This window comes from Pseudidiomarina gelatinasegens (assembly GCF_004025325.1).
GTDB classification, from domain to species: Bacteria; Pseudomonadota; Gammaproteobacteria; order Enterobacterales; family Alteromonadaceae; genus Pseudidiomarina; species Pseudidiomarina gelatinasegens.
In genome coordinates this window covers 34707-55611 of record NZ_RSFE01000006.1, presented here as the reverse complement: position 1 = coordinate 55611, position 20905 = coordinate 34707, and the positions used below count along the sequence as shown (strand labels likewise).

Sequence of the window (20905 nt, the reverse complement as noted above, 5' to 3'; positions counted from 1 at the left end):
TTAAACACAATTTGTATGGTATCCGGCAATAGATCGGATGGCGATGCAGCCTAACGAGGTAATCCCATGAAAGCAGGTATTCATCCAGAATATGTTGAGCTGAGCGTATCATGCTCTTGTGGTCATTCTTTTGTGACCAATTCAACCAAAGGCGGCGAGTTGCACTTGGACGTATGTTCAGAGTGTCACCCATTCTACACTGGTAAGCAGCGTATTATGGATACTGGCGGTCGTATCGAAAAATTCAACAAGCGTTTCGCAGTGTTGGGTGGCAAGAAAGAGTCTTAATTCAGACGTTTCTGCACAGATTTACAAGAAAGGCGCCAGAAGGCGCCTTTTTTATTTCCAACTTTCCCTCTAGCCAGCGGTTTCATTGAAAAAACCGATGGTGTCAATTTATACAATCCAAAATCTTCAAAGCTTTTAATAAGCTATTATCAGGTAAGATGTCTTATTGAGTGGATTCCCTCTACAATGTGGAGTATTCATAGACGTTATTTTCTCTATTCCTGTTTTCTCTATATCTAAAATAGGTATGCTCATATTATGACCGACTTTCGCAAGCAAGCTTTGGATTATCACGCGTATCCAACCCCTGGAAAAATCAGTATTGAATTGACCAAGCCAGCTGAAACCAGCAAAGACTTGGCGTTAGCGTATAGTCCGGGCGTAGCTGAGCCGGTTCGAGCCATTGCCGAAAACCCTGACGATGTTTATAAGTACACCGCTAAAGGCAATATGGTCGCGGTTATCTCTAACGGTACGGCGATACTCGGATTAGGTAATCTCGGCCCCATGGCCTCCAAGCCCGTTATGGAAGGCAAGGCGTTACTGTTTAAGCGCTTTGCGGGGCTTGATTCGATTGATATCGAAGTAACCCATCGCACTACCCAAGACTTTATTAATACCGTGGCCAACATTGCGGACAGTTTCGGGGGTGTAAACCTCGAAGACATTAAAGCCCCTGAATGTTTTGAAATTGAACAAGCGCTGATTGAGCGTTGCGAAGTGCCAATTTTCCATGACGATCAACATGGTACTGCCATCGTAACTGCGGCTGGCCTTTTGAATGCGTTGGAGATTCAGGGCAAAGATTTACGCAAAGCTCAAATCGTTTGTCTAGGTGCTGGCGCTGCGGCAATTGCATGCATGGAATTGCTGATTAAATGCGGTGCGCAACGCGAACATATTTATATGCTGGATTCCAAAGGCGTGATTCATACTCGCCGGGAAGACCTGAACGAATACAAAGCATTATTTGCCAACAACACCGATAAGCGCACACTTGAAGAAGTGATCACAGAAGCCGATGTGTTTGTTGGTGTGTCGGGGCCTAACCTGTTGTCACCAGATGCGTTAAAACTGATGGCCGCGAAGCCAATTGTTTTCGCCTGCTCGAACCCTGATCCGGAAATTAAACCAGAGCTTGCCCTGGCGGTACGCGACGATTTAATCATGGCAACCGGCCGTTCAGATTATCCAAACCAAGTGAATAACGTATTGTGCTTCCCGTTTATTTTCCGCGGTGCGCTGGATGTTCGTGCAAAAGCCATTAACGACGAGATGAAACTTGCCGCTGTTGAAGCAATTCGCACCTTGGCAAAAGAACCTGTTCCAGAGGCGGTTTTGAAAGCTGCAGGCGTCGATAAACTGGAATTTGGCACTGAATACATCATCCCAAAACCACTTGACCCGCGTTTGCGTACGCGCGTTTCACGCGCAGTAGCGGAAGCCGCAGTAGCTTCTGGCGCCGCCCGCATCGCGTTACCCAAAAATTATATGAAGGATTAACGCCGTTCTTCGTTAGTAACCAATAACGAATAACGATTAACGATTAACGATCAGCGATTAACGCGGTAAACTCTGGCGCATGGCATTTATTATCCAAATCGCGCTGCCCGTTCCATTGCCGCGCCTCTTTGACTATGACAGTGAGACCCTACCTGCGGTGGGGGCTCGTGTGCGTGTGCCGTTTGGCAAACGTGAGCTGGTTGGCGTTTGCGTGGGTGAGGCCAGTGCGCCTGATGATAGCTACCAGCGCAAAGCCGTTATTGAAGTTATCGATGAGCATGCCGTATGGCCGGCACCCATGTGGCAACTCTTGAATTGGGCGTCTGACTATTATCATCACTCCTTGGGCGACGTGATTCAAAATGCCTTACCCGTATTGTTACGCCAAGGCGAGCGCGCCAGTTACCAAGCCACAACCCGTTACCAAGTCACAGAGCAGGGTGCTGCAGTTGCGCTGAATGATTTAAAACGCGCGGTGCAGCAACAGCGTTTGTTGGCGGCATTGCAACAAAGCGCATTGCTGAGTCGCGATATTCGCATGCAAGAGTACTCGCCGTCGGCACTCAAAGCGCTGCAAGAAAAAGGCTGGGTTGAAGCGGTTGAGCACATTCCCGCTGCAGCACAAAGTTGGCAGTTTGAAATTGCAGCTGAACCGTTGCAGTTGAACCCTGAGCAAGCGCTTGCAGTGGCAGCAATCGGCGCGGCCAAGCAGGCGCAAACGTATTTACTGCAAGGGGTAACCGGCAGCGGAAAAACCGAAGTTTATTTGCAAGCCATGGCAGACGTTCTGCGCCGCGGCAAACAAGTGTTGGTGTTGGTGCCGGAAATTGGTCTGACGCCACAAACATTGCGTCGCTTCCAAAAGCGATTTGCAGTGCCTGTAGTGATGTTGCACTCGGCCCTGAGCGATCGCGAACGCCTTGACGCATGGCTTGATGCGCGCGCTGGCAGTGCGGCCATTATTATTGGTACGCGTTCGGCAATATTCACACCCTGCAAAGCGTTGGGCATGATTATTGTCGATGAAGAGCATGATGGCTCGCTTAAGCAGCAAGATGGCTTTCGCTATCACGCCAGAGACATTGCTGTAATGCGCGGTCATGAAGAACAAGTGCCAGTAATTTTAGGTACAGCTACGCCGTCGCTAGAAAGCCTGAATAATGCATTGAATAAGCGTTATGCGCACCTGCAATTGAGCCAGCGCGCTGGGCAAGCAATCGCCGCCAAGCATGTGCTGATGGATATTAAAAATCTGCCGCTAAAAGCGGGGCTGTCACAGCCATTGATTCAACTGATGGGTGAGCATCTCAAGGCCGGTCAGCAGGTTTTATTGTTTTTAAATCGGCGCGGTTTTGCGCCCGCTCTGTTGTGTCATGAATGCGGTTGGTTGGCGCAGTGTCGACGCTGTGATGCTTATTACACGGTGCATCAAGGCAAGCGCCAATTACAATGTCATCATTGCGGCGCGCAGCAGCCAATTCCAAGACAGTGCCATGACTGCGGTTCGACCCAGCTCATTGGTCGCGGTGTTGGCACCGAGCAGTTGGAACAAACCCTGCACGAGAAGTTTCCTGACTATCCAGTATTGCGTATCGACCGCGACAGCACCCGCAAGAAAGGAAGCTTGCAACAGCACCTGGAAGACGCGCGGGATAATAAATATCCGATTTTGGTGGGCACCCAGATGCTGGCCAAAGGGCACCACTTTCCTGATGTCACCTTGGCCGCGTTACTTGATGTCGATGGGGCGCTTTACAGTGCTGATTTTCGTGCGGCGGAGCGACTCGGACAAATGTTCACTCAAGTTGCGGGCCGTGCTGGGCGTGCAAGTAAACCGGGTACTGTCGTGCTGCAAACGCACCACCCTGAACATGAATTGATTCAAGATTTGATTAACAACGGCTACAGCCACTTTGCAGAAACGGCATTGCGGGAGCGGCAACTAACGCACTTGCCGCCATTCAGTCAGCATGCTTTATTTCGCGCTGAAGCAAATAATAGCGAAGCGGTTATTGCCGCTTTAGAAAGCATTGCAAAGCTATTTCCTGTGCGTGATGATGTGATTGTACTCGGCCCAATACCTGCGGTGATGGAACGTCGCGCCGGGCGCTACCGTTATCAATTGCTGCTACAAACCGAGCAACGCGGCTTACGCGCGCAATTATTGCGCTACGTATTGCCCCACTTAGAAAAGCTACCGGAGTTACGAAAAGTACGTTGGTCGCTAGACATCGACCCACAAGACTTCAGTTAGTCCGAAAAAACAGATAAAATAACGAGCAAATGCGCTATCAGCCGTTAGCTATCAGATATTAGCTAAAATGACTGCAGCGCCCTTACTAGTATCCAATAGCTAATATCGCTTTAAGGTTTAAAACTCAATGAAAGAACAGCTGGAATCCTTACTTGCCACCGCCGTGGCCACCCTGCAACAACAAGGCACGTTGCCGAATGACGTGCACGCTCGGATTCAGCTAGACCGCCCCCGCGATAAAAGCCATGGCGATTTTGCCACCAACCTCGCGTTAATGCTGGCTAAGCCCGCCAAAATGAATCCACGCGCGTTGGCAGAAGCGTTAATCGGTGCGTTGCCTGCAAACAGCCTTGTGGCCAAAACAGAAATTGCCGGGCCGGGCTTTATCAATTTCACGATCAGTCAGCAACAGCTGATTGATCAGCTTGAACATGCCTACACCGATGCCCATGTGGGCGTGCAGCCAGCTGCCGAAACTCAAACTGTGGTTATCGACTATTCGTCACCCAACCTTGCCAAAGAAATGCACGTGGGCCATTTGCGCTCAGCCATTATTGGCGATGCGGTTGCCCGCGTTAAAGAACTGCTTGGCCACAAGGTGATTCGCCAGAATCACGTGGGTGACTGGGGTACGCAGTTTGGTATGTTGCTGGCGCATATGGAAGAACTCGACAATGCCGAACTGGACATGGAGTTGAGTAACTTAGAAACCTTCTATAAAGCCGCAAAAAAACGTTTTGATGAAAGCGAAGAGTTTGCAAAGCGAGCGCGTGAGCTTGTGGTTGCGCTGCAATCCGGCGAACCGAAGTGCCGGGCGCTATGGCAACAGTTTATTGATGTGTCCCTGAGCCATTGTCAGGAAGTGTACGATCGCCTTGGAGTGAAACTGACACGTGCAGATGTTATGGCCGAGAGCGCTTATAACGATGACTTAGCGCAAGTGGTTGAAGACTTAAAGACACAAGGCCTCTTGGTTGAAGATCAAGGTGCACAGTGCGTATTTTTAGATGAATTTAAGAATAAAGATGGTGAGTCATTGCCGGTTATCGTGCAAAAGTCTGGCGGTGGTTATTTGTATGCCACGACCGATTTAGCCGCAGTGCGTTATCGCCAGAACGTACTTAAAGGCGACCATTTGATTTACTTTGTCGATCAGCGTCAAGGGTTGCATTTCCAGCAGATTTTCACGCTCGCCAAAAAAGCAGGCTTTGCCCGTGAAGATTTGCAAATGGACCATTATGGTTTTGGCACGGTGATGGGCAAAGACGGGCGGCCGTACAAGAGCCGTGACGGCGGCGTAACCAAGCTTGCCGACTTACTCGATGAAGCAGAAAAACGCGCGCTGGAACAAGTGCAACGTAAGAACACATCACTGAGTGCCGAAGAGCAGGCCCATGTGGCAAAGGTGGTTGGTATTAGCTCAGTGAAGTATGCTGACCTATCTAAGAACCGCACCAGTGATTACATTTTTGACTGGGACACCATGCTCAGCTTTGAAGGCAACACCGCGCCTTATCTGCTCTATGCGTTTACACGTGTGAACAGTATTTTTGGTAAAGCTGGGGTAAACCCAGATAATATCAGCGGTGAATTTAGTTTGAATGACGAGCGTGAAATCGCGCTGGCGAATATTCTTGTGCGCTTTAACGAAGTGATACATAACGTGTCCGATAAAGCCATGCCACACTTTTTGTGTGGTTACCTGTATGATGTTGCTGGCGCGTTCTCAAGCTTTTACGAAGCGTGCCCGATTCTGCAAACCGAAGATGAACACTTACGCCAAAGCCGCTTGAAGCTCGCTGCACTTACCGCGAAGACATTGCGCCAAGGTCTTGATTTATTAGGCATTCCAACGCTCGAGAAGATGTAAGCATGGATTACGCAAATCGGAAACGTCCACCAAAACGTACACCGCCTAAAAAACAGAGCAAGAAAGCCGCAAAGCCCGCAGTATCGTGGTGGGTTGTGCTGTTGGCTGTAGCTTTGGTTGCAGGGTTTGTTTGGTTTCTGGTGACTATTTCCGGTAAATCCAATCAAACTGATCCGGCGCCAGTCGTCACGGATGTGCCAGAAAAGCAGCTGCAGCAAGAAATTAAACCCATACCCGATATGCCAGAAGAGCGTTACCAATACCCAGACGTGCTGGAAAATCAGGAAGTGATTGTGGATGTGCCTGAGCGCGAAATTGGTCCGCCTAAACTGATGCAGTGCGGCTCGTTCCGTAACTTAAGTGATGCGGAACAAATGCGTGCAATGATTGCCATGATTGGGCTTGAGTCATTAATTCGCACTACTGATGGCGGTAACGGCGTCTGGCACCGTGTCGTATTAGGCCCCTATGTAACCAAACGCGAAGCCGAGCGCGATCGCCATAAGCTTGAGCGCGGCAACATTCATGGTTGCCAAATTTGGAACTGGAATTAACCCTGCCCCCATTGAATTTCACAAATACGGCCTCATAACTGGAGCATAGCAACCAAGAGGACGTATTTGTGACTACTATCGTATCTGTCCGTCGCGGTGACAAAGTTGTCATCGGTGGCGATGGCCAAGTTTCACTTGGCAACACTGTCATGAAAGGCAATGCACGCAAGGTGCGACGCCTATATAACAACCAAGTATTGGCCGGGTTTGCCGGTGGTACTGCGGATGCCTTCACCTTATTCGAACGCTTTGAAAAGAAACTTGAAGCACACCAAGGCAACTTAATGCGTGCTGCGGTCGAATTAGCCAAAGACTGGCGCACTGACCGCGCTTTGCGTCGGCTTGAGGCGTTATTAGCCGTGGCAGATAAACACACTTCCCTAATTATTACCGGTAATGGCGACGTGGTGCAGCCTGAGCACGACCTGATCGCGATTGGCTCGGGTGGCCCGTATGCCCAGTCAGCGGCAACGGCTTTACTGGAAAACACCGATTTAAGCGCACGTGAGATTGTTGAAAAAGCCCTGACCATTGCAGGTGACATTTGTGTCTACACCAACAGTTTCCAAACTATTGAAGAACAGGAGTCAGTAAGCAATGTCTGATATGACCCCCCGTGAAATTGTTGATGAACTGAATCGCCACATTATTGGCCAGAACGATGCCAAAAAAGCCGTTGCTGTTGCATTGCGCAATCGCTGGCGCAGAATGCAATTGAATGATGAGTTACGCCAGGAAGTAACGCCAAAAAACATCTTGATGATTGGCCCGACTGGTGTGGGTAAAACGGAAATCGCACGCCGCCTAGCGAAACTAGCAAACGCGCCATTCATTAAAGTAGAAGCCACGAAATTCACAGAAGTTGGCTATGTTGGTAAAGAAATTGAGTCGATAATTCGTGATCTGACCGACACCGCGGTAAAGCAAACTCGTGAGCAAATGATGCAAAAAGTACGTCATCGTGCCGAAGATGCAGCCGAAGAACGTATTTTGGATGCCTTGTTACCACCCGCTCAGAAAGCGGGTTGGGCAGACGAGCAGGATCAGCCGCGTGAACAGTCGAATACCCGCCAAGTGTTTCGCAAGAAACTGCGCGAAGGGCAGTTGGACGACAAAGAAATTGAAATAGAAATTAGTGCCGCCCAAATGGGTGTGGAGATTATGGCGCCGCCGGGCATGGAAGAAATGACCTCGCAATTACAGAGCATGTTCCAGAACCTCGGTAGCGGCAAATCGAAACCGAAGAAAATGAAAATCAAAGATGCATTTAAGCACTTGATTGAAGAAGAAGCGGGCAAAATGCTGAACCCAGAAGACATCAAGGAACAAGCGCTGCATTCGGTTGAGCAAAACGGCATCGTGTTCCTGGATGAAATTGACAAAATTTGTAAGCGTGGCGATGTGTCAGGCCCTGATGTATCGCGCGAAGGTGTGCAACGTGACTTGCTGCCATTGGTTGAAGGCACCACAGTTTCAACCAAGCACGGCATGGTAAAAACCGACCATATCTTGTTTATTGCTTCGGGCGCATTTCAGATGTCAAAGCCTTCTGATTTGATTCCGGAATTGCAAGGGCGATTGCCGATACGCGTCGAACTTCAAGCGCTAACCAGCGGCGACTTCGTGCGCATTCTGACCGAACCGAATGCGTCATTGACCACCCAATATAAGGCGTTAATGGACACTGAAGGGGTTGGCGTAGATTTTACCCGTGACGGAATTGAACGAATTGCAGAAATAGCGTTTCAGGTAAATGAAACCACCGAAAACATTGGTGCGCGTCGTTTACACACAGTGCTTGAACGACTGATGGAAGAAATTTCATTTAATGCCAGTGACTTACAAGGCCAACAGATAGAAATTGACGGCGCCTATGTGGACCGTTATTTAGGCGAACTTGCACAAGACGAAGACCTAAGTCGGTTTATTTTGTAATCGCTTGCTCCGCGTCGCTTTTGCAGTTGCGCATAAGGGGCTATACTGTGGCTTAACATTCAAGACGTTAAGTCACAGTATGGAGTACGGCAATGGAATACAACACGTCAGAACTTTGCGACTTATACCCTGACATGGTCGATGTGGTTGAACCTATGTTCATTCATTACGGCGGTCGGGTTTCGTTCGGCGGTCAGTTAGTCACCGTGAAGTGCTTCGAAGACAAAGGCATCATTGAAGAAGTGGTGCAGCAGCAAGGTACCGGCAAAGTATTGTTAATCGATGGTGGCGGTTCAACCCGTCGTGCGTTGGTTGATATTGCGGTAGCTGACTTAGCGTTTGAAAACGACTGGGAAGGCATCATTTGTTACGGCGCCGTGCGTGACGTTGATGCGATCGACGAGCTCGATTTGGGCGTTATGGCGATTGCTTCAATTCCGGTTGGTGCAGCCAACGACGGCGTCGGTGAAGCGGACCTTGCGGTAAACTTTGGCGGTGTAACCTTCCTACCCGAAGACCATTTGTATGCGGACAGTACTGGTATCATTATTTCCCCAGAGCCGCTTGATATTGAATAACCTGTTATGTTTCTAACTCCGATAGATTCCGCTGCGTGGGTAACACCACGTAGCGGCGAGGTTCGCCTCGGTCAAACCGTTAATTGCCTACCTGAAATTGCTGATGTTCATGCCTATCATCAGGCTATCCAGCAGGCGTGGGAAAATGGTCAACGCATTGCCATCGTCGGCGTGCCCGAATCCATTGGGCCACGTGCAAACTTAGGCCGTGGCGGCGCTGAACATGCGTTTTCTGCCGCTCTAAAAGGGTTATTGGCGTTGCAATCGAATCCGATGATTGCTGACCATGAATTGTTGATGGTAGGCCAGGTGCAGTGCGATGATTTGCAACAGCAGGGCGACGCACTTCGTAACACGGACAGCGGCGAGTTAGCGCTGCTACGCGAGCTTTGTGAACGTTTAGACCAGCGTGTTAGTCAAGTTCTATTGCCGCTGTTTGAAGGCGGTTTTGATGTGATACTTATTGGTGGCGGGCATAACAATGCATACCCGTTGCTTACTGCTTTGCAACAAGCATCCGGCGAACCGGTTGGAGCGGTGAATCTTGACCCACATGCTGATTTTCGTGCTCGCGAAGGTCGCCATAGCGGAAACGGCTTTAGCTATGCCTATATGGATGGCGCCTTGGCGCACTATCACGTGGTGGGCTTGCATGAAGGGAAAAATAACGCCGAAAGTTTAAAGCAACTGGTTGATGCAGAGTTTACCTATCGCAGCGTGCACGAACTCTATTGCACTGATTGGACTCTAGAGCTTGAGGCAACGGCGGCAAAAGCCGAAGCTTGGCACGTACCACTAGGCGTTGAAATTGACGTAGACGCGCTGCACGGTGTTCCTGCTAGTGCGATAAACTTCAATGGATTACCGGTGGCAAATGCTTATAGCTTGGTCGAGAAACTCGCGAGTCTGCCGCGCACCCGCTATCTGCATTTGGCCGAAGCTGCACCGAGCTTGCACCCGGCCGGCCGTGAAGCCGGCGATATGGCGTGCGCTCAATTGCTGAGTGAGTTAGTACTTGCTTATCTGCATGGATTTCAGCGCCGCGCACCTTGATGCCAGCATGCCGCCAATGGATTGGTTCCAAACTGATAGGTAAGCGCAGCCGGGTCATCCACATTCCATAAACACAAATCAGCGCGTAAGCCTTCGCGTAACTGGCCGCGGTCATTCAGCCCAAGGGCCTTTGCTGCGTTCACGGTTACGCCACGCAAACATTCTTCTGGTGTCATTCGGAACAACGTTGCGGCCATCTGCAACATTAACTGCAGGCTTAGAATTGGCGACGTGCCTGGGTTTGCATCTGTCGAAACTGCAATAGGTACACCGTGTTCGCGCAAAAGCGCAAGCGGCGGCTGCTTGGTTTCACGTAAGAAATAAAACGCGCCAGGTAACAAAACAGCCACTGTGCCTGCAGCAGCCATTGCTTTTACGCCAGCTTCATCAAGGTACTCTAAATGATCACACGAAAGCGCCTGATAGCTTGCTGCAAGAGCGCTGCCGTGCTGGTTACTTAATTGTTCAGCATGCAACTTAACGGGCAGATTGGCGGCTTTTGCTGCTTGGAATACACGCTCTGTTTGTGCAGGGCTGAACCCGACCGATTCACAAAATGCATCAACAGCATCCGCTAAGCCTTCATTGGCAAGCGTTGGAATGATGCAATTTACCACCTCATCAATGTACGCATCAGCGCGGTCTTTGAACTCGGGGGGAACGGCATGGGCTGCTAACAGCGTGGTTGCAACGCTTACTGGGTGTTGCACCGCAAGTTGCCGTGCTGCACGCAGCTGTTTGCGCTCGTCAGCAAGACTAAGACCGTAGCCTGATTTTATTTCAACGGTCGTTACGCCTTCGCGCATCAGGGCTTTTAGTCGCGGCTCGGTCACCGCTACTAATTGTTGCTCTGTGGCTGCACGCGTTGCGCGGACAGTTGCCGCGATGCCACCGCCTTGAGCGGCAATATCGGCATAACTGACACCATGCAAACGTTGAGCAAATTCATCGGCACGCGAGCCAGCCCAGACTAAGTGCGTGTGGCAATCAATCAAGCCTGGGGTCAGCAACCCACCGTACCCATCAATCTGTTCTGCCTGTGGGTATTCGGGCGCTTTACTACGTGCTCCCGCGTAAAGAATTTGGCTTTGATCAAAAACCACCACACCATCGTCAATGAGCCCGTAACCGGCGTCTGTCATGGTAGCGAGGCGCACGTTGTGAATGCGCTGTAAAGGCGTTGTCATAAAAATTTCCCCGCGACTACTTGTATATACAATTCAATATGCCTACACTTTAGCACAATCTAATAACTCTCGACAGTAAGTACTCGACAGCGCCACTTGCAGTGAGGATTTCCATGAAATTTTCCAAAATAAAGCAGCATCTTTATAGCAAAATTGCGACCGGGGAATGGCCGGAAAATCATCCGGTAAGCTCTGAGAATGCTCTAGCAACGCAATTTAAAGTAAGTCGCATGACGGCTCGCCGCGCGTTGCAAGAACTCGCCGATGAAGGGCTAGTGATTCGTAGCAAGGGTTCTGGCACTTATGTTGCGCCGCTTAAATCACAAACCTCGTTCATGGCGATTCGCAATATTGCAGACGAAATTCGTGCCCGTAACCATGATTACGTTGCCCATGTGCATGTGTTGAAACAAGTGCCAGCCAGTTTACAGATTGCCGAACAATTGGCACTGGAGCCCGAAAGTCCGGTGTTTTATTCGGTAATAACCCATTTTGAAAATGACTTGGCGGTGCAGGTTGAAGAGCGTTATGTGAACCCAGCCGTGGCTGCCGATTATTTGCGCCAAGATTTTACCTATATTACCCCCCATGAATACTTAAGTGCTTCGGCACCACTTACCGAAGCGAGTCATCAAATTGAAGCGGTCACGCCGAGCGCTCAAGTTTGTGAATGGCTGGACTTAGCCAAGCCCGAACCATGTTTGCGAATTATTCGCCGTACCTGGAGTGACGCGGGCGTGGTGACCTACGCAATTCTCACCCACCCAGGCTCACGCTTTGTGCTGGGCGGGCATTTAACATTTAAGCCATAAGCAGTAAGGATGGAAAAGGTTATGAGTTTTACTCGTTTAGATAAAAGTCGAAAAATTCGTGCCGATCACGGCAGCAAGCTCACGACTGCCAATTGGCAGATTGAAGCTGCAAAGCGCATGCTTATGAACAACCTCGACGATGAAGTTGCTGAGCACCCACAAGCATTGGTTGTGTACGGCGGCATTGGCCGGGCAGCGCGCAGCTGGGAAGCCTATGACAAGATTGTTGAAGTATTAGAGCGCCTGAAACCGACCGAAACGCTGTTGGTGCAGTCGGGTAAGCCGGTGGGGGTATTCCCAACGCATGAAGACGCGCCGCGAGTACTGATAGCAAATTCAAACCTTGTGCCACAGTGGGCAAACTGGGAACATTTTAACGAGCTCGATAAGCAAGGCCTGATGATGTATGGCCAAATGACAGCGGGTTCATGGATATACATTGGCTCGCAAGGCATTGTGCAGGGTACTTATGAAACCTTTGTGTCGGTGGCGCGCCAGCATTTCAATGGCACCACCAAAGGCCGTTGGATTGTCACCGGTGGCTTAGGCGGCATGGGTGGTGCGCAGCCATTAGCAGCCACTATGGCTGGCTACAGTATGTTGGCCGTGGAAGTGGACGAAACACGCATCGATTTTCGTTTACGTACTCGCTACCTTGATTACAAAGCAACCTCATTGGACCAAGCACTGGAATTGCTCGAGCAAGCTCGCAGTGATGGTCGTGCCATTTCAGTTGGGTTACTTGGTAACGCCGCTGATGTGTTTGCAGAACTGGTTAAACGGGGTGTAACCCCAGATGTTGTAACCGACCAAACCTCAGCACATGACCCGCTGCACGGCTACCTGCCGCAAGGTTGGAGCCTTGCTGATTATCAAGCACGTCAAGAAACCGATGCAACAGCAACGGTACAGGCAGCAAAAGAGTCGATGGCCGTACAAGTGCGCGCTATGTTAACTCTGCAAGAGCGCGGCGCAGCCACCCTGGATTATGGCAACAACATTCGTCAAATGGCGAAAGATGTGGGTGTCGACAATGCCTTTGACTTCCCAGGTTTCGTACCCGCTTATATTCGTCCGTTGTTCTGTGAAGGCATTGGACCGTTTCGTTGGGTGGCGCTATCCGGTGACCCGGAAGACATCTATAAAACCGATGCCAAAGTAAAAGAACTGATTCCCGATGACCCACATTTGCATAACTGGCTGGACATGGCGCGCGAGCGTATTAGCTTTCAGGGATTACCGGCACGTATTTGCTGGATTGGTTTAAAAGACCGCGCGCGCATTGCACGCGCCTTCAACCAGATGGTTAAAAACGGCGAACTTAAAGCGCCCATCGTCATTGGTCGTGATCACCTTGATTCGGGTTCTGTTGCCAGCCCGAACCGCGAAACCGAAAGCATGTTGGACGGTTCTGACGCAGTTTCTGATTGGCCATTATTAAACGCGCTGCTAAATACTGCGGGCGGCGCTACGTGGGTAAGTTTGCACCATGGTGGTGGCGTTGGCATGGGCTACTCGCAGCATTCAGGCGTGGTGATTGTTGCCGATGGCACAGACGCTGCCGACCAGCGGCTAAGCCGAGTGCTTTGGAATGACCCAGGTACTGGCGTAATGCGGCATGCCGACGCTGGTTACGAAATTGCACAAAACTGTGCACGCGAACAAGGTCTAGACTTACCAATGTTGGAGGGCAAGTCATGAGCAACGCATTTGAATTACAACCCGGTACATTGTCACTTGGCCAACTTCGCCAATGGTGGCACCAGCCCTACCAGTTGAGCTTGCACACCGACGCCGATGCAGTGATTACCCGCTCTCAGCAAACTGTTGCGAACGTGCTTGCCACGGGCAAAGTGGTGTATGGCATTAATACCGGTTTTGGCTTGCTGGCAAACACCCGTATTCCGCCAGAAAAACTCGAAGACTTGCAGCGACGCATTGTGTTATCGCATGCCGCGGGCGTACAAGAACTCATGAGCGATACCGTAGTACGGCTGATGCTACTACTGAAAATTAACTCGCTTAGCCGTGGTTTCTCCGGTGTACGACGCGAAGTTATCGATGCGCTTACCAACCTACTTAACCATGAAGTGTACCCCTGCGTGCCAAGTAAAGGCTCAGTTGGTGCGTCAGGCGATTTAGCACCACTTGCACACATGGTGTTGCCACTGCTTGGCGAGGGCGAAGTGCGCGTTGGCGGTAAAGTTTATCCGGCCGTAGAAGGCATGGCCAAAGCCGGGTTGAAACCGCTCGGAGCTTTAGCGCCAAAAGAGGGCTTAGCGCTGCTCAATGGCACGCAAGCCTCCACCGCATTAGCGCTGCACGGCTTGTTTCAAATTGAGCGGGTGTTTAATGCCGCCCTAGTGACTGGCGCGATGGCTGTAGAAGCCGCCATGGGCTCGCGGTCACCGTTCGACGCGCGCATTCATGCGGTGCGCGGACAGCCCGGTCAGATCGCTGTAGCACAAACCTTCCGTAGTCTGTTGGGTGACAGCTCAGAGATCGGCGCTAATCATGAAAACTGTGAAAAGGTACAAGACCCATACTCACTGCGTTGTCAGCCACAAGTAATGGGCGCGGTGTTTGATCAGATGCAGCACGCCAGCAAAATATTGGTGCGTGAAGCCAATGGCGTGACTGATAACCCGTTGGTATTCAGTGACAACGGCGACATCATTTCAGGCGGTAACTTCCACGCTGAACCGGTAGCCATGGCGGCCGATATTTTGGCCATTGCAGCCAGTGAAATTGGTGCGTTGTCTGAGCGCCGCAGTGCGCTGCTTATTGATCACCACTTGAGTAACTTGCCACCATTTTTGGTGAACGACGGTGGTGTGAATTCAGGCTTTATGTTGGCGCAAGTTACCGCAGCAGCACTTGCCTCAGAGAATAAAACCTTAGCCCACCCTGCGTCTGTGGATAGCTTACCTACCTCGGCAAATCAGGAAGACCACGTGTCGATGGCAACCTTTGCGGCGCGTCGGTTGACCGACATTGCATGCAATATTCGCGACATTGTTGCTATTGAGCTATTAGAAGCTTCACAAGCGCTCGACTTCCGTCGTCCTCTAACTGCAGCGGCGGCTATTGAAGAAGCGCATGTGCGCGTGCGCGCGCAAGTAAGCTTTTACGATCAAGACCGTTATTTTGCGCCGGATATCAAAGCGATAGCTGATTTGATTGAGCAAGGTAGCTTGCACAATTTAGTGCAGGAAGGGGCAGTGCTGGAGGACGCTTAAGCGTCCTCTTCTTCGTCTTTCAATGCTTGGCAGTCAACACATAAAGCCACTTCAGGTTTTGCGGCCAAACGTGCGGCGGAGATTTCTTCGCCGCATTCTACGCAATAGCCATATTCACCACTGCGCATGCGTTGCAAAGCGGCTTCGCAATGGTCGGCGCGACGAGTGCCGGCTTGCTCCGTCACGATGGTTTCAAGTTTACTGCGAATACGTAACAACTGCTGGGCGGATAAAGAATCACTCATGTTAACGTCCTTCTTATTTTTCGTTTTTGGCTAGCACAACAAACTGGCCGGTAAATTCGGCGACTGGTTTATCTCCGTCAAATACTTGTGACTTTAGGGTAACCCGTGCATTTTTCCCCATCGTTAGTGCCGACAAATCACCGGTCATTGCGGACAAGCGCGCTACTGCGCGTGGTTCACGGCTTACCGGTTTATGGTAGTGAATTTGCCCATCGGCTAACACCACGGCGCCTTCAAGCTCCCGTTCGCGCAATTGTAAATGCAGTAACCCCCAGCACGTCAAGGTGGCAAGCGAATAAATACTGCCAGCAAACATGGTGCCGTGCACATTGATATTGCGCGACAACGTGGCTGTTGTTTCAAAATCACGCCCGGTGTATTGGGTAATGCGAATGCCCATGGTTTCAGAAATTGGAATTTCTTCGTGCCAAGTTTTTTGCAGTTCAGCACACCAGCTGGGCCGATAAATAATACGGTTAAATTCGGTCAGCGTTTTACGCAGTTGGTGTTCTGCTTGTGGGTTTTTAACGCGATCGCCTTCTTCCACCACTTCATAACCGCACTTGATATAGAACCCTAAGGTGTTGTCGCGTGAGTTAATAACAATATGTTTAGCGCCTTCTGCGCGCGCAACTTTTTCCAATTCATAAACAATCGCCACACCATGGCCTTCGCCACGGTGTTCGGGCGCTGAGGCCATAAACCGAATCTGGCCTTCATCAGGGCTGTTAAAGTGCAAACGCCCTACCGCAACAGCTTGCCCCGCACTGTTGACCACCATGCGATGAATGCCTACCTGGTCATACTCGTCTTGCTCTGAGCCGCGAGGGCGCTGAAACGGCTCGCGTAGCACACGCCAGCGTAAATCATAATAGGTTGCAAACTGTTCCGGCGTTTCCGGCGCGATAACACGATACATGCTTAGCCCTTGTTAGTTGAATGCAACATAAAGGTGACGGGTCCGTCGTTAACCAGCGCGACCGCCATATCAGCACCAAATTCGCCGGTTGCGGTCGTTATTCCCTGTTGTTGCAGTGCGTTCACAAACGCACGATAAAGTGGTTCTGCTTGGTCTGGTGGCGCGGCTGACGAAAAGCTTGGACGACGCCCCGAATTAGTATCCGCGGCTAAGGTAAATTGCGACACGACCAATACGCCACCGGCAATATCGTGCACGCTTAAATTCATTTTGTCATCGGCATCGGCAAACACACGGTAGCTTGCAACTTTCTTTGCCAGCTTGGTTACATCGTCTAAACCGTCGTCGCGTTCAATGCCCAATAAAACCAATAGCCCCTGCTGTATTTCACCCACGCGCTTACCAGCAATTGTCACCGATGCTTCGCTAACGCGTTGAATCAATGCTTTCATTCAGTGCCTTCTTTTATTTGTTCTTCGCCCGTTTCTGGCGGGTCAAAAAATTCTTCAATGCTGGCGGTTAATTCGGCACCAAGTAATACGATATTCCAAGACACAAAAATCCACAGTAGCAAAATTGGAATAACCGACAAAGCACCATAAATGGCTTGATAACTTGGGAACGCCGTAACGTATGCGGCAAAACCACTTTTGCTGAGTTCAAACAGAATTGCCGCCAGCAATGCACCCCAAAAGGCATGTTTGGCGCGCACTATACGGTTTGGCATCATGATGTACAACAGCATAAAGGCAACCAACGAGGTCAGCAGGGGCACAATGCTTAATAACGTGGTGCGCAAACCTGACACGTATTCTTCGGCCACTGCTGTTAATGAAATCACGTAAGACGTAACCGCCATGCCTGAGCCCATTAACAGTGGGCCAAGGGTTAGAATCATCCAATATACAGCCAGCGCCACCACCATGCGGCGGCGCTTGTGATTACGCCAGATGCGGTTCATGGTGGCATCAATGGTGCTAATTAAGTTCACCGCCACCACAATTACAAAAATCACCCCAACAGTGGTCATTTTCGAAACATTGGTGACAAACTGATCAAGGTATTCGCTAATCACTTCGCCTGAGGTAGGCAGTAAATTGGCAAACAATAATTTTTCGAGCTCTTCTTTGAGTTGCTCAAACATAGGAAACGCAGAAAATACCGAGAACATCACGACCAGCAACGGTACCAATGCCAGCATGCTAACAAAGGTCAAATGCCCGGCAACAATGGTTACACGGTCATCCAAGCAGCGTTTGCCGTAATATTTTAAAAAGCGCCAAGCCTTGCGAGCGCGCTCTAACCAGCGCTCTTGTGCTGACTGTTCCGCAGATTCGTCGGTCATCGTATCCTCATTTTGGTGCAACCTATGCCACCACTATAATCCCAAACCCTGTAGATTGCGTAAACAACATACCTTGTTCTAATTTGTTAGCCAATAAAGGATTGCGTCAGCAACACCCTTTAGGAGACGTGTCATGCAGGTATTAGTGATTGGTGCCGGCGGTGGTTTGGGTCAGGCTCTGGTGCGTTATTACGCAAACCAGGGCGCCACGGTGCAGGCTTTAAGTCGGCAGCACATGAGCGATCAGCCCGGCCAATGGTTTACCCTGGCCGATTACAGCTTGGAAAGCTTGCAAGCCATTCGCCCGCAATTGCAGCAACCTGATGTGGTGATTAGTACGCTTGGCATCTTGCACACCAACGGGTTTATGCCAGAAAAACGGCTTGCTGACGTTAACCTCGAGCAGTTAGAGCAAACCTTTCATGTTAACGCGGTACTACCTATTCTACTGCTGCAACAGCTATTGCCAGTGTTACCGAATAAAGCGCCTTGTGTTTGGGCGCAACTTAGCGCAAAAGTTGGCAGCACCACCGACAATTACTTGGGCGGTTGGTACAGCTACCGCGCCAGTAAAGCCGCATTGAATATGCTGCTTAAAACAGCCTCAATTGAATTAAAGCGAACCCATAAGCAGTTATGCATTGCGGCAATCCATCCTGGCACCACCGACACCCAGCTATCGAAACCATTTCAACAACGTTTGCCAGCAGGGAAGTTGTATACGCCTGAGCAGTCGGCAGCACGCATTGCAGCGGTCATTCACAACCTAACTGCTGAAAATTCAGGCGGATTTTGGCATTGGGATGGTTCGGCTTTACCCTATTAAGCTATACTGACCGCAGATGAGCTCAGGCATGTGCCTGCAAAATTAGCAAAGGAGCGGTTATGCGAAAGCTATTAACCTTAGTGTGGGCACTTGCAATCGCCATGGTACTTACTGGCTGTCAAAGTGCTTACTACGGTGCCATGGAAAAAGTAGGCGTGCACAAACGCGATATTCTCGTTGATCGCGTTGATGATGCGCGCGATGCACAATCCGACGCTCAGGAAGAGTTTAAGTCAGCTCTGCAGCGTTTAGATGAGCTGTTGCAGTTCGATGGCGGCGAATTGGAGGCGCGCTACAACGCGCTCAATGACGACTACGAAAGCAGCAAAAGTGCGGCTGAACGCGTTTATGATCGCATTGAAGCCATTGACGACGTTGCCCAAGCACTGTTTGATGAATGGCAAGATGAACTGGAATTGTACAGTAATGACACAATGCGCCGCGAAAGTGAGCGTTCACTGCGTGCAACTGAGCGCCGTTACACCAGCTTATTGCAAAGCATGGAACGTGCTGCTGCCACCATGGACCCCGTGTTGTCGAAACTGCAAGATAATGTGCTGTACTTAAAGCACAACCTAAATGCTAAAGCTGTGGATGCCATTCGCGGTGAATACCGCAGTTTAAGCAACGATGTTGACTTATTGATTCGTGAAATGGAAACCGCAATTCAAGAATCCAATGCCTTTATTGAATCCATGCAGGAGGGATCGCAGTGAGTGTACTTATTTTAGCAGGAAGCAGCCGTACCGAATCACTCAATCGAAAATTGCAGCAACGCATAGCTGATGTGGCAGAAGCTGACGGCCGCGCATGTTATGTGTATGCCGCAGAAGAGTTGGATGCGCCAATTTATAACGGCGACGATGAACAAGAAAACGGCGTGCCGTCTAACACGCAAAAACTGGCAACCGCAATTTCCGATGCCACTAAAATTGTCATTGTGACACCGGAATACAACAGTTCGATTCCAGCACTGTTAAAAAATGCCATCGACTGGACCACGCGCTTAGAACAAAACCCCTGGGTTGGTAAAAATGTGTTGCTGGCGGGCGCTTCGCCGGGGCGGCTCGGTGCCATGCGTGCCATGACCCATTTGATGGTGGTTATGGGTGCTGTACAAAGCTGGGTGGCGCCAATGTTTTTAAGTTGTCCACAGGCCAGCGCACAAGCCATTAACAACTTGGACGAAGAACAGATTCGCGCGTTTTTGCGCCAGGGTGATTAACCGCCACGAAGCTTAAGCGCCGCGCGGTTTTAGCCCTGCTAGGTAGGTATCAATAGCTTGAGTGGCTGTTTGGGAAAGGTCAAAGTAATCTTGATCAAGCAGCCAGTTGTACAGCAAACCGTCGACTAAACTAAATAGTCCAATTACGGCCGCTTTAGAATCGTATTTTTCGTCCACTAGCCCTTGTGTTTTAGCTTTGTCAGCTAACAAAATGCATTCCGTAATACACGCATTACGGCCACCTAAATGGCGCAAATGAATCGGTAAGGCATCGTCGACGTATTCGCACTTGTGCAGCAATATATTCACAAGTGCTTGGGTGTGCGGATCATCTTGTACTTGACCAATAATGTGCAGGCAACGTGCGCGGAGCAACGAAATTGGGTCGCCTTGATAGGTTTGTGCCAGTTCATCGCGCATTTCATCAACGGGCAAGCGCACGCGCTCCATCAGCGCGTCGATTAAGTCGAGCTTGTTTTGAAAATGGTGATAAATGGCACCACGTGTTACCCCAGCGGCTTCCGCAACTTGGTTCATCGATGTGTTAGACACACCTTTTTCACTAAACAAGCGCTCGGCCGCATCAAGCAGCTCTCCACGCGTTGTTAAAGCATCTTCTTTTGTACGACGAACCACAAGTCACCTCATTACGTAGTAGTGGTTGTATTATAATCGAAATTAAACAAACATGCATGTATGTATGTTTGTTTGAAGAAAGATCAACAAATACACGAATAAACGATGTTATGCTGTAGAAGTCTCTTACTTAGGAAGGAGGTCGACCATGAAAAATGATATTGACCAACGGCTCGTGCTTGATGCTTTTGAAACCATCCATGAGTACGGCAAAGCGGACGACGAAGGGCGTCGCACTCTAGAGGGCATTACTGGTTATACCGATTTTGACGGTTATACGGTGTACCTTGAAGGGCAAGGCGTAAAAATGCGGCTCGAGTTTCACAACAAGTACCATTTGGACTACGACAATGAGCGTCAGTTTGAAAACTTTATGAAAGCGCTTGAGAACATCAGTAAGGGGCATTACACCCCAGAGCGTGGCGAAGAATAGGTA

Annotated in this window: 22 protein-coding genes; 16 read left to right on the top strand and 6 right to left on the bottom strand. The window is 50.1% G+C overall.

What is annotated here, in order from left to right:
• The first annotated feature begins 66 nt into the window (after positions 1-66).
• From rpmE to EGC76_RS08880, 9 genes are all read left to right on the top strand, one after another.
• The gene (gene rpmE / locus EGC76_RS08920; RefSeq protein ID WP_128352648.1) at positions 67-288 is read left to right on the top strand and encodes a 50S ribosomal protein L31; all 222 of its coding nucleotides are present in this window, start codon (positions 67-69) and stop codon (positions 286-288) included.
• 258 nt (positions 289-546) lie between these two features.
• Complete coding sequence (locus EGC76_RS08915) at positions 547-1791, top strand: malic enzyme-like NAD(P)-binding protein (protein ID WP_128352647.1); 1245 nt, start codon at positions 547-549, stop codon at positions 1789-1791.
• Positions 1792-1870: 79 nt separating this feature from the next.
• Positions 1871-4045, top strand: coding sequence for a primosomal protein N' (gene priA, locus EGC76_RS08910; RefSeq protein WP_128352646.1), 2175 nt, complete (start codon positions 1871-1873; stop codon positions 4043-4045).
• A gap of 127 nt (positions 4046-4172) precedes the next feature.
• A complete protein-coding gene (gene argS / locus EGC76_RS08905; RefSeq protein ID WP_128352645.1) occupies positions 4173-5915 on the top strand; it encodes an arginine--tRNA ligase in 1743 nt (580 codons plus the stop codon).
• Between the two features lie 2 nt (positions 5916-5917).
• The gene (locus tag EGC76_RS08900) at positions 5918-6469 is read left to right on the top strand and encodes an SPOR domain-containing protein (RefSeq protein ID WP_128352644.1); all 552 of its coding nucleotides are present in this window, start codon (positions 5918-5920) and stop codon (positions 6467-6469) included.
• A 68-nt stretch (positions 6470-6537) separates the two neighbouring features.
• On the top strand, positions 6538-7074 hold the full coding sequence (gene hslV, locus EGC76_RS08895) for an ATP-dependent protease subunit HslV (RefSeq protein WP_128352643.1): 537 nt from the start codon (positions 6538-6540) through the stop codon (positions 7072-7074).
• Positions 7067-8404: an ATP-dependent protease ATPase subunit HslU gene (gene hslU, locus EGC76_RS08890; protein WP_128352642.1), complete on the top strand. Its 1338-nt coding sequence runs from the start codon at positions 7067-7069 to the stop codon at positions 8402-8404. The genes hslV and hslU overlap by 8 nt, the downstream gene beginning before the upstream one ends.
• 92 nt (positions 8405-8496) lie before the next feature.
• On the top strand, positions 8497-8982 hold the full coding sequence (gene rraA, locus EGC76_RS08885; protein WP_128352641.1) for a ribonuclease E activity regulator RraA: 486 nt from the start codon (positions 8497-8499) through the stop codon (positions 8980-8982).
• A 6-nt stretch (positions 8983-8988) separates the two neighbouring features.
• Positions 8989-10035: a formimidoylglutamase gene (locus EGC76_RS08880; RefSeq protein ID WP_128352640.1), complete on the top strand. Its 1047-nt coding sequence runs from the start codon at positions 8989-8991 to the stop codon at positions 10033-10035.
• Here EGC76_RS08880 and hutI read toward each other — a convergent pair.
• Entirely contained in the window at positions 10017-11222 is a 1206-nt protein-coding gene (gene hutI / locus EGC76_RS08875) for an imidazolonepropionase (RefSeq protein WP_128352639.1), read from the bottom strand. The genes EGC76_RS08880 and hutI overlap by 19 nt on opposite strands.
• A gap of 113 nt (positions 11223-11335) precedes the next feature.
• On the opposite strand from hutI, the gene hutC reads away from it, so the two are divergent.
• Genes hutC through hutH form a run of 3 tightly spaced genes read left to right on the top strand, consistent with a single transcriptional unit; the run spans position 11336 to position 15273 of the window.
• Positions 11336-12034 carry a histidine utilization transcriptional repressor HutC gene (gene hutC, locus EGC76_RS08870; RefSeq protein ID WP_128352638.1) on the top strand — a complete coding sequence of 233 codons (699 nt, stop codon included), beginning with the start codon at positions 11336-11338 and terminating at the stop codon, positions 12032-12034.
• A 21-nt stretch (positions 12035-12055) separates the two neighbouring features.
• Complete coding sequence (hutU, locus tag EGC76_RS08865) at positions 12056-13735, top strand: urocanate hydratase (RefSeq protein WP_128352637.1); 1680 nt, start codon at positions 12056-12058, stop codon at positions 13733-13735.
• Positions 13732-15273 carry a histidine ammonia-lyase gene (hutH, locus tag EGC76_RS08860; protein WP_128352636.1) on the top strand — a complete coding sequence of 514 codons (1542 nt, stop codon included), beginning with the start codon at positions 13732-13734 and terminating at the stop codon, positions 15271-15273. Before hutU ends, hutH begins: the two co-directional genes overlap by 4 nt.
• Here hutH and EGC76_RS08855 read toward each other — a convergent pair.
• The 4 genes from EGC76_RS08855 to EGC76_RS08840 are packed head-to-tail and all read right to left on the bottom strand — an operon-like array spanning position 15270 to position 17782.
• Positions 15270-15518 carry a TraR/DksA family transcriptional regulator gene (locus tag EGC76_RS08855; RefSeq protein ID WP_128352635.1) on the bottom strand — a complete coding sequence of 83 codons (249 nt, stop codon included), beginning with the start codon at positions 15516-15518 and terminating at the stop codon, positions 15270-15272. The genes hutH and EGC76_RS08855 overlap by 4 nt on opposite strands.
• A gap of 13 nt (positions 15519-15531) precedes the next feature.
• On the bottom strand, positions 15532-16437 hold the full coding sequence (locus EGC76_RS08850; protein ID WP_128352634.1) for a bifunctional GNAT family N-acetyltransferase/hotdog fold thioesterase: 906 nt from the start codon (positions 16435-16437) through the stop codon (positions 15532-15534).
• Between the two features lie 2 nt (positions 16438-16439).
• On the bottom strand, positions 16440-16889 hold the full coding sequence (dtd, locus tag EGC76_RS08845; RefSeq protein WP_128352633.1) for a D-aminoacyl-tRNA deacylase: 450 nt from the start codon (positions 16887-16889) through the stop codon (positions 16440-16442).
• Positions 16886-17782, bottom strand: a complete 897-nt coding sequence (locus tag EGC76_RS08840) for a virulence factor BrkB family protein (RefSeq protein WP_128352632.1) — start codon at positions 17780-17782, stop codon at positions 16886-16888. Before EGC76_RS08840 ends, dtd begins: the two co-directional genes overlap by 4 nt.
• 133 nt (positions 17783-17915) lie before the next feature.
• Here EGC76_RS08840 and EGC76_RS08835 point away from each other — a divergent pair, with 133 nt between their 5' ends.
• Genes EGC76_RS08835 through EGC76_RS08825 form a run of 3 tightly spaced genes read left to right on the top strand, consistent with a single transcriptional unit; the run spans position 17916 to position 19833 of the window.
• Positions 17916-18608, top strand: a complete 693-nt coding sequence (locus tag EGC76_RS08835; RefSeq protein WP_128352631.1) for an SDR family NAD(P)-dependent oxidoreductase — start codon at positions 17916-17918, stop codon at positions 18606-18608.
• 59 nt (positions 18609-18667) lie between these two features.
• Complete coding sequence (locus EGC76_RS08830; protein WP_128352630.1) at positions 18668-19324, top strand: DUF2959 domain-containing protein; 657 nt, start codon at positions 18668-18670, stop codon at positions 19322-19324.
• Complete coding sequence (locus tag EGC76_RS08825) at positions 19321-19833, top strand: NADPH-dependent FMN reductase (RefSeq protein ID WP_128352629.1); 513 nt, start codon at positions 19321-19323, stop codon at positions 19831-19833. The genes EGC76_RS08830 and EGC76_RS08825 overlap by 4 nt, the downstream gene beginning before the upstream one ends.
• 12 nt (positions 19834-19845) lie before the next feature.
• Here EGC76_RS08825 and EGC76_RS08820 read toward each other — a convergent pair whose 3' ends face one another.
• Entirely contained in the window at positions 19846-20469 is a 624-nt protein-coding gene (locus EGC76_RS08820; protein ID WP_128352628.1) for a TetR family transcriptional regulator, read from the bottom strand.
• Positions 20470-20617: 148 nt separating this feature from the next.
• Here EGC76_RS08820 and EGC76_RS08815 point away from each other — a divergent pair, with 148 nt between their 5' ends.
• Positions 20618-20902, top strand: a complete 285-nt coding sequence (locus EGC76_RS08815) for a DUF3081 family protein (protein WP_128352627.1) — start codon at positions 20618-20620, stop codon at positions 20900-20902.
• Positions 20903-20905 lie beyond the last annotated feature (3 nt).

What these genes read in the sequence shown, in the direction of transcription:
- rpmE (WP_128352648.1), top strand. Translation starts at nt 67, where the DNA reads ATGAAAGCAGGTATTCATCCAGAATATGTTGAGCTGAGCGTATCATGC.
- EGC76_RS08915 (WP_128352647.1), top strand. Translation starts at nt 547, where the DNA reads ATGACCGACTTTCGCAAGCAAGCTTTGGATTATCACGCGTATCCAACC.
- priA (WP_128352646.1), top strand. Translation starts at nt 1,871, where the DNA reads ATGGCATTTATTATCCAAATCGCGCTGCCCGTTCCATTGCCGCGCCTC.
- argS (WP_128352645.1), top strand. Translation starts at nt 4,173, where the DNA reads ATGAAAGAACAGCTGGAATCCTTACTTGCCACCGCCGTGGCCACCCTG.
- EGC76_RS08900 (WP_128352644.1), top strand. Translation starts at nt 5,918, where the DNA reads ATGGATTACGCAAATCGGAAACGTCCACCAAAACGTACACCGCCTAAA.
- hslU (WP_128352642.1), top strand. Translation starts at nt 7,067, where the DNA reads ATGTCTGATATGACCCCCCGTGAAATTGTTGATGAACTGAATCGCCAC.
- rraA (WP_128352641.1), top strand. Translation starts at nt 8,497, where the DNA reads ATGGAATACAACACGTCAGAACTTTGCGACTTATACCCTGACATGGTC.
- EGC76_RS08880 (WP_128352640.1), top strand. Translation starts at nt 8,989, where the DNA reads ATGTTTCTAACTCCGATAGATTCCGCTGCGTGGGTAACACCACGTAGC.
- hutI (WP_128352639.1), bottom strand. Translation starts at nt 11,222, where the DNA reads ATGACAACGCCTTTACAGCGCATTCACAACGTGCGCCTCGCTACCATG.
- hutC (WP_128352638.1), top strand. Translation starts at nt 11,336, where the DNA reads ATGAAATTTTCCAAAATAAAGCAGCATCTTTATAGCAAAATTGCGACC.
- hutU (WP_128352637.1), top strand. Translation starts at nt 12,056, where the DNA reads ATGAGTTTTACTCGTTTAGATAAAAGTCGAAAAATTCGTGCCGATCAC.
- hutH (WP_128352636.1), top strand. Translation starts at nt 13,732, where the DNA reads ATGAGCAACGCATTTGAATTACAACCCGGTACATTGTCACTTGGCCAA.
- EGC76_RS08855 (WP_128352635.1), bottom strand. Translation starts at nt 15,518, where the DNA reads ATGAGTGATTCTTTATCCGCCCAGCAGTTGTTACGTATTCGCAGTAAA.
- EGC76_RS08850 (WP_128352634.1), bottom strand. Translation starts at nt 16,437, where the DNA reads ATGTATCGTGTTATCGCGCCGGAAACGCCGGAACAGTTTGCAACCTAT.
- dtd (WP_128352633.1), bottom strand. Translation starts at nt 16,889, where the DNA reads ATGAAAGCATTGATTCAACGCGTTAGCGAAGCATCGGTGACAATTGCT.
- EGC76_RS08840 (WP_128352632.1), bottom strand. Translation starts at nt 17,782, where the DNA reads ATGACCGACGAATCTGCGGAACAGTCAGCACAAGAGCGCTGGTTAGAG.
- EGC76_RS08835 (WP_128352631.1), top strand. Translation starts at nt 17,916, where the DNA reads ATGCAGGTATTAGTGATTGGTGCCGGCGGTGGTTTGGGTCAGGCTCTG.
- EGC76_RS08830 (WP_128352630.1), top strand. Translation starts at nt 18,668, where the DNA reads ATGCGAAAGCTATTAACCTTAGTGTGGGCACTTGCAATCGCCATGGTA.
- EGC76_RS08815 (WP_128352627.1), top strand. Translation starts at nt 20,618, where the DNA reads ATGAAAAATGATATTGACCAACGGCTCGTGCTTGATGCTTTTGAAACC.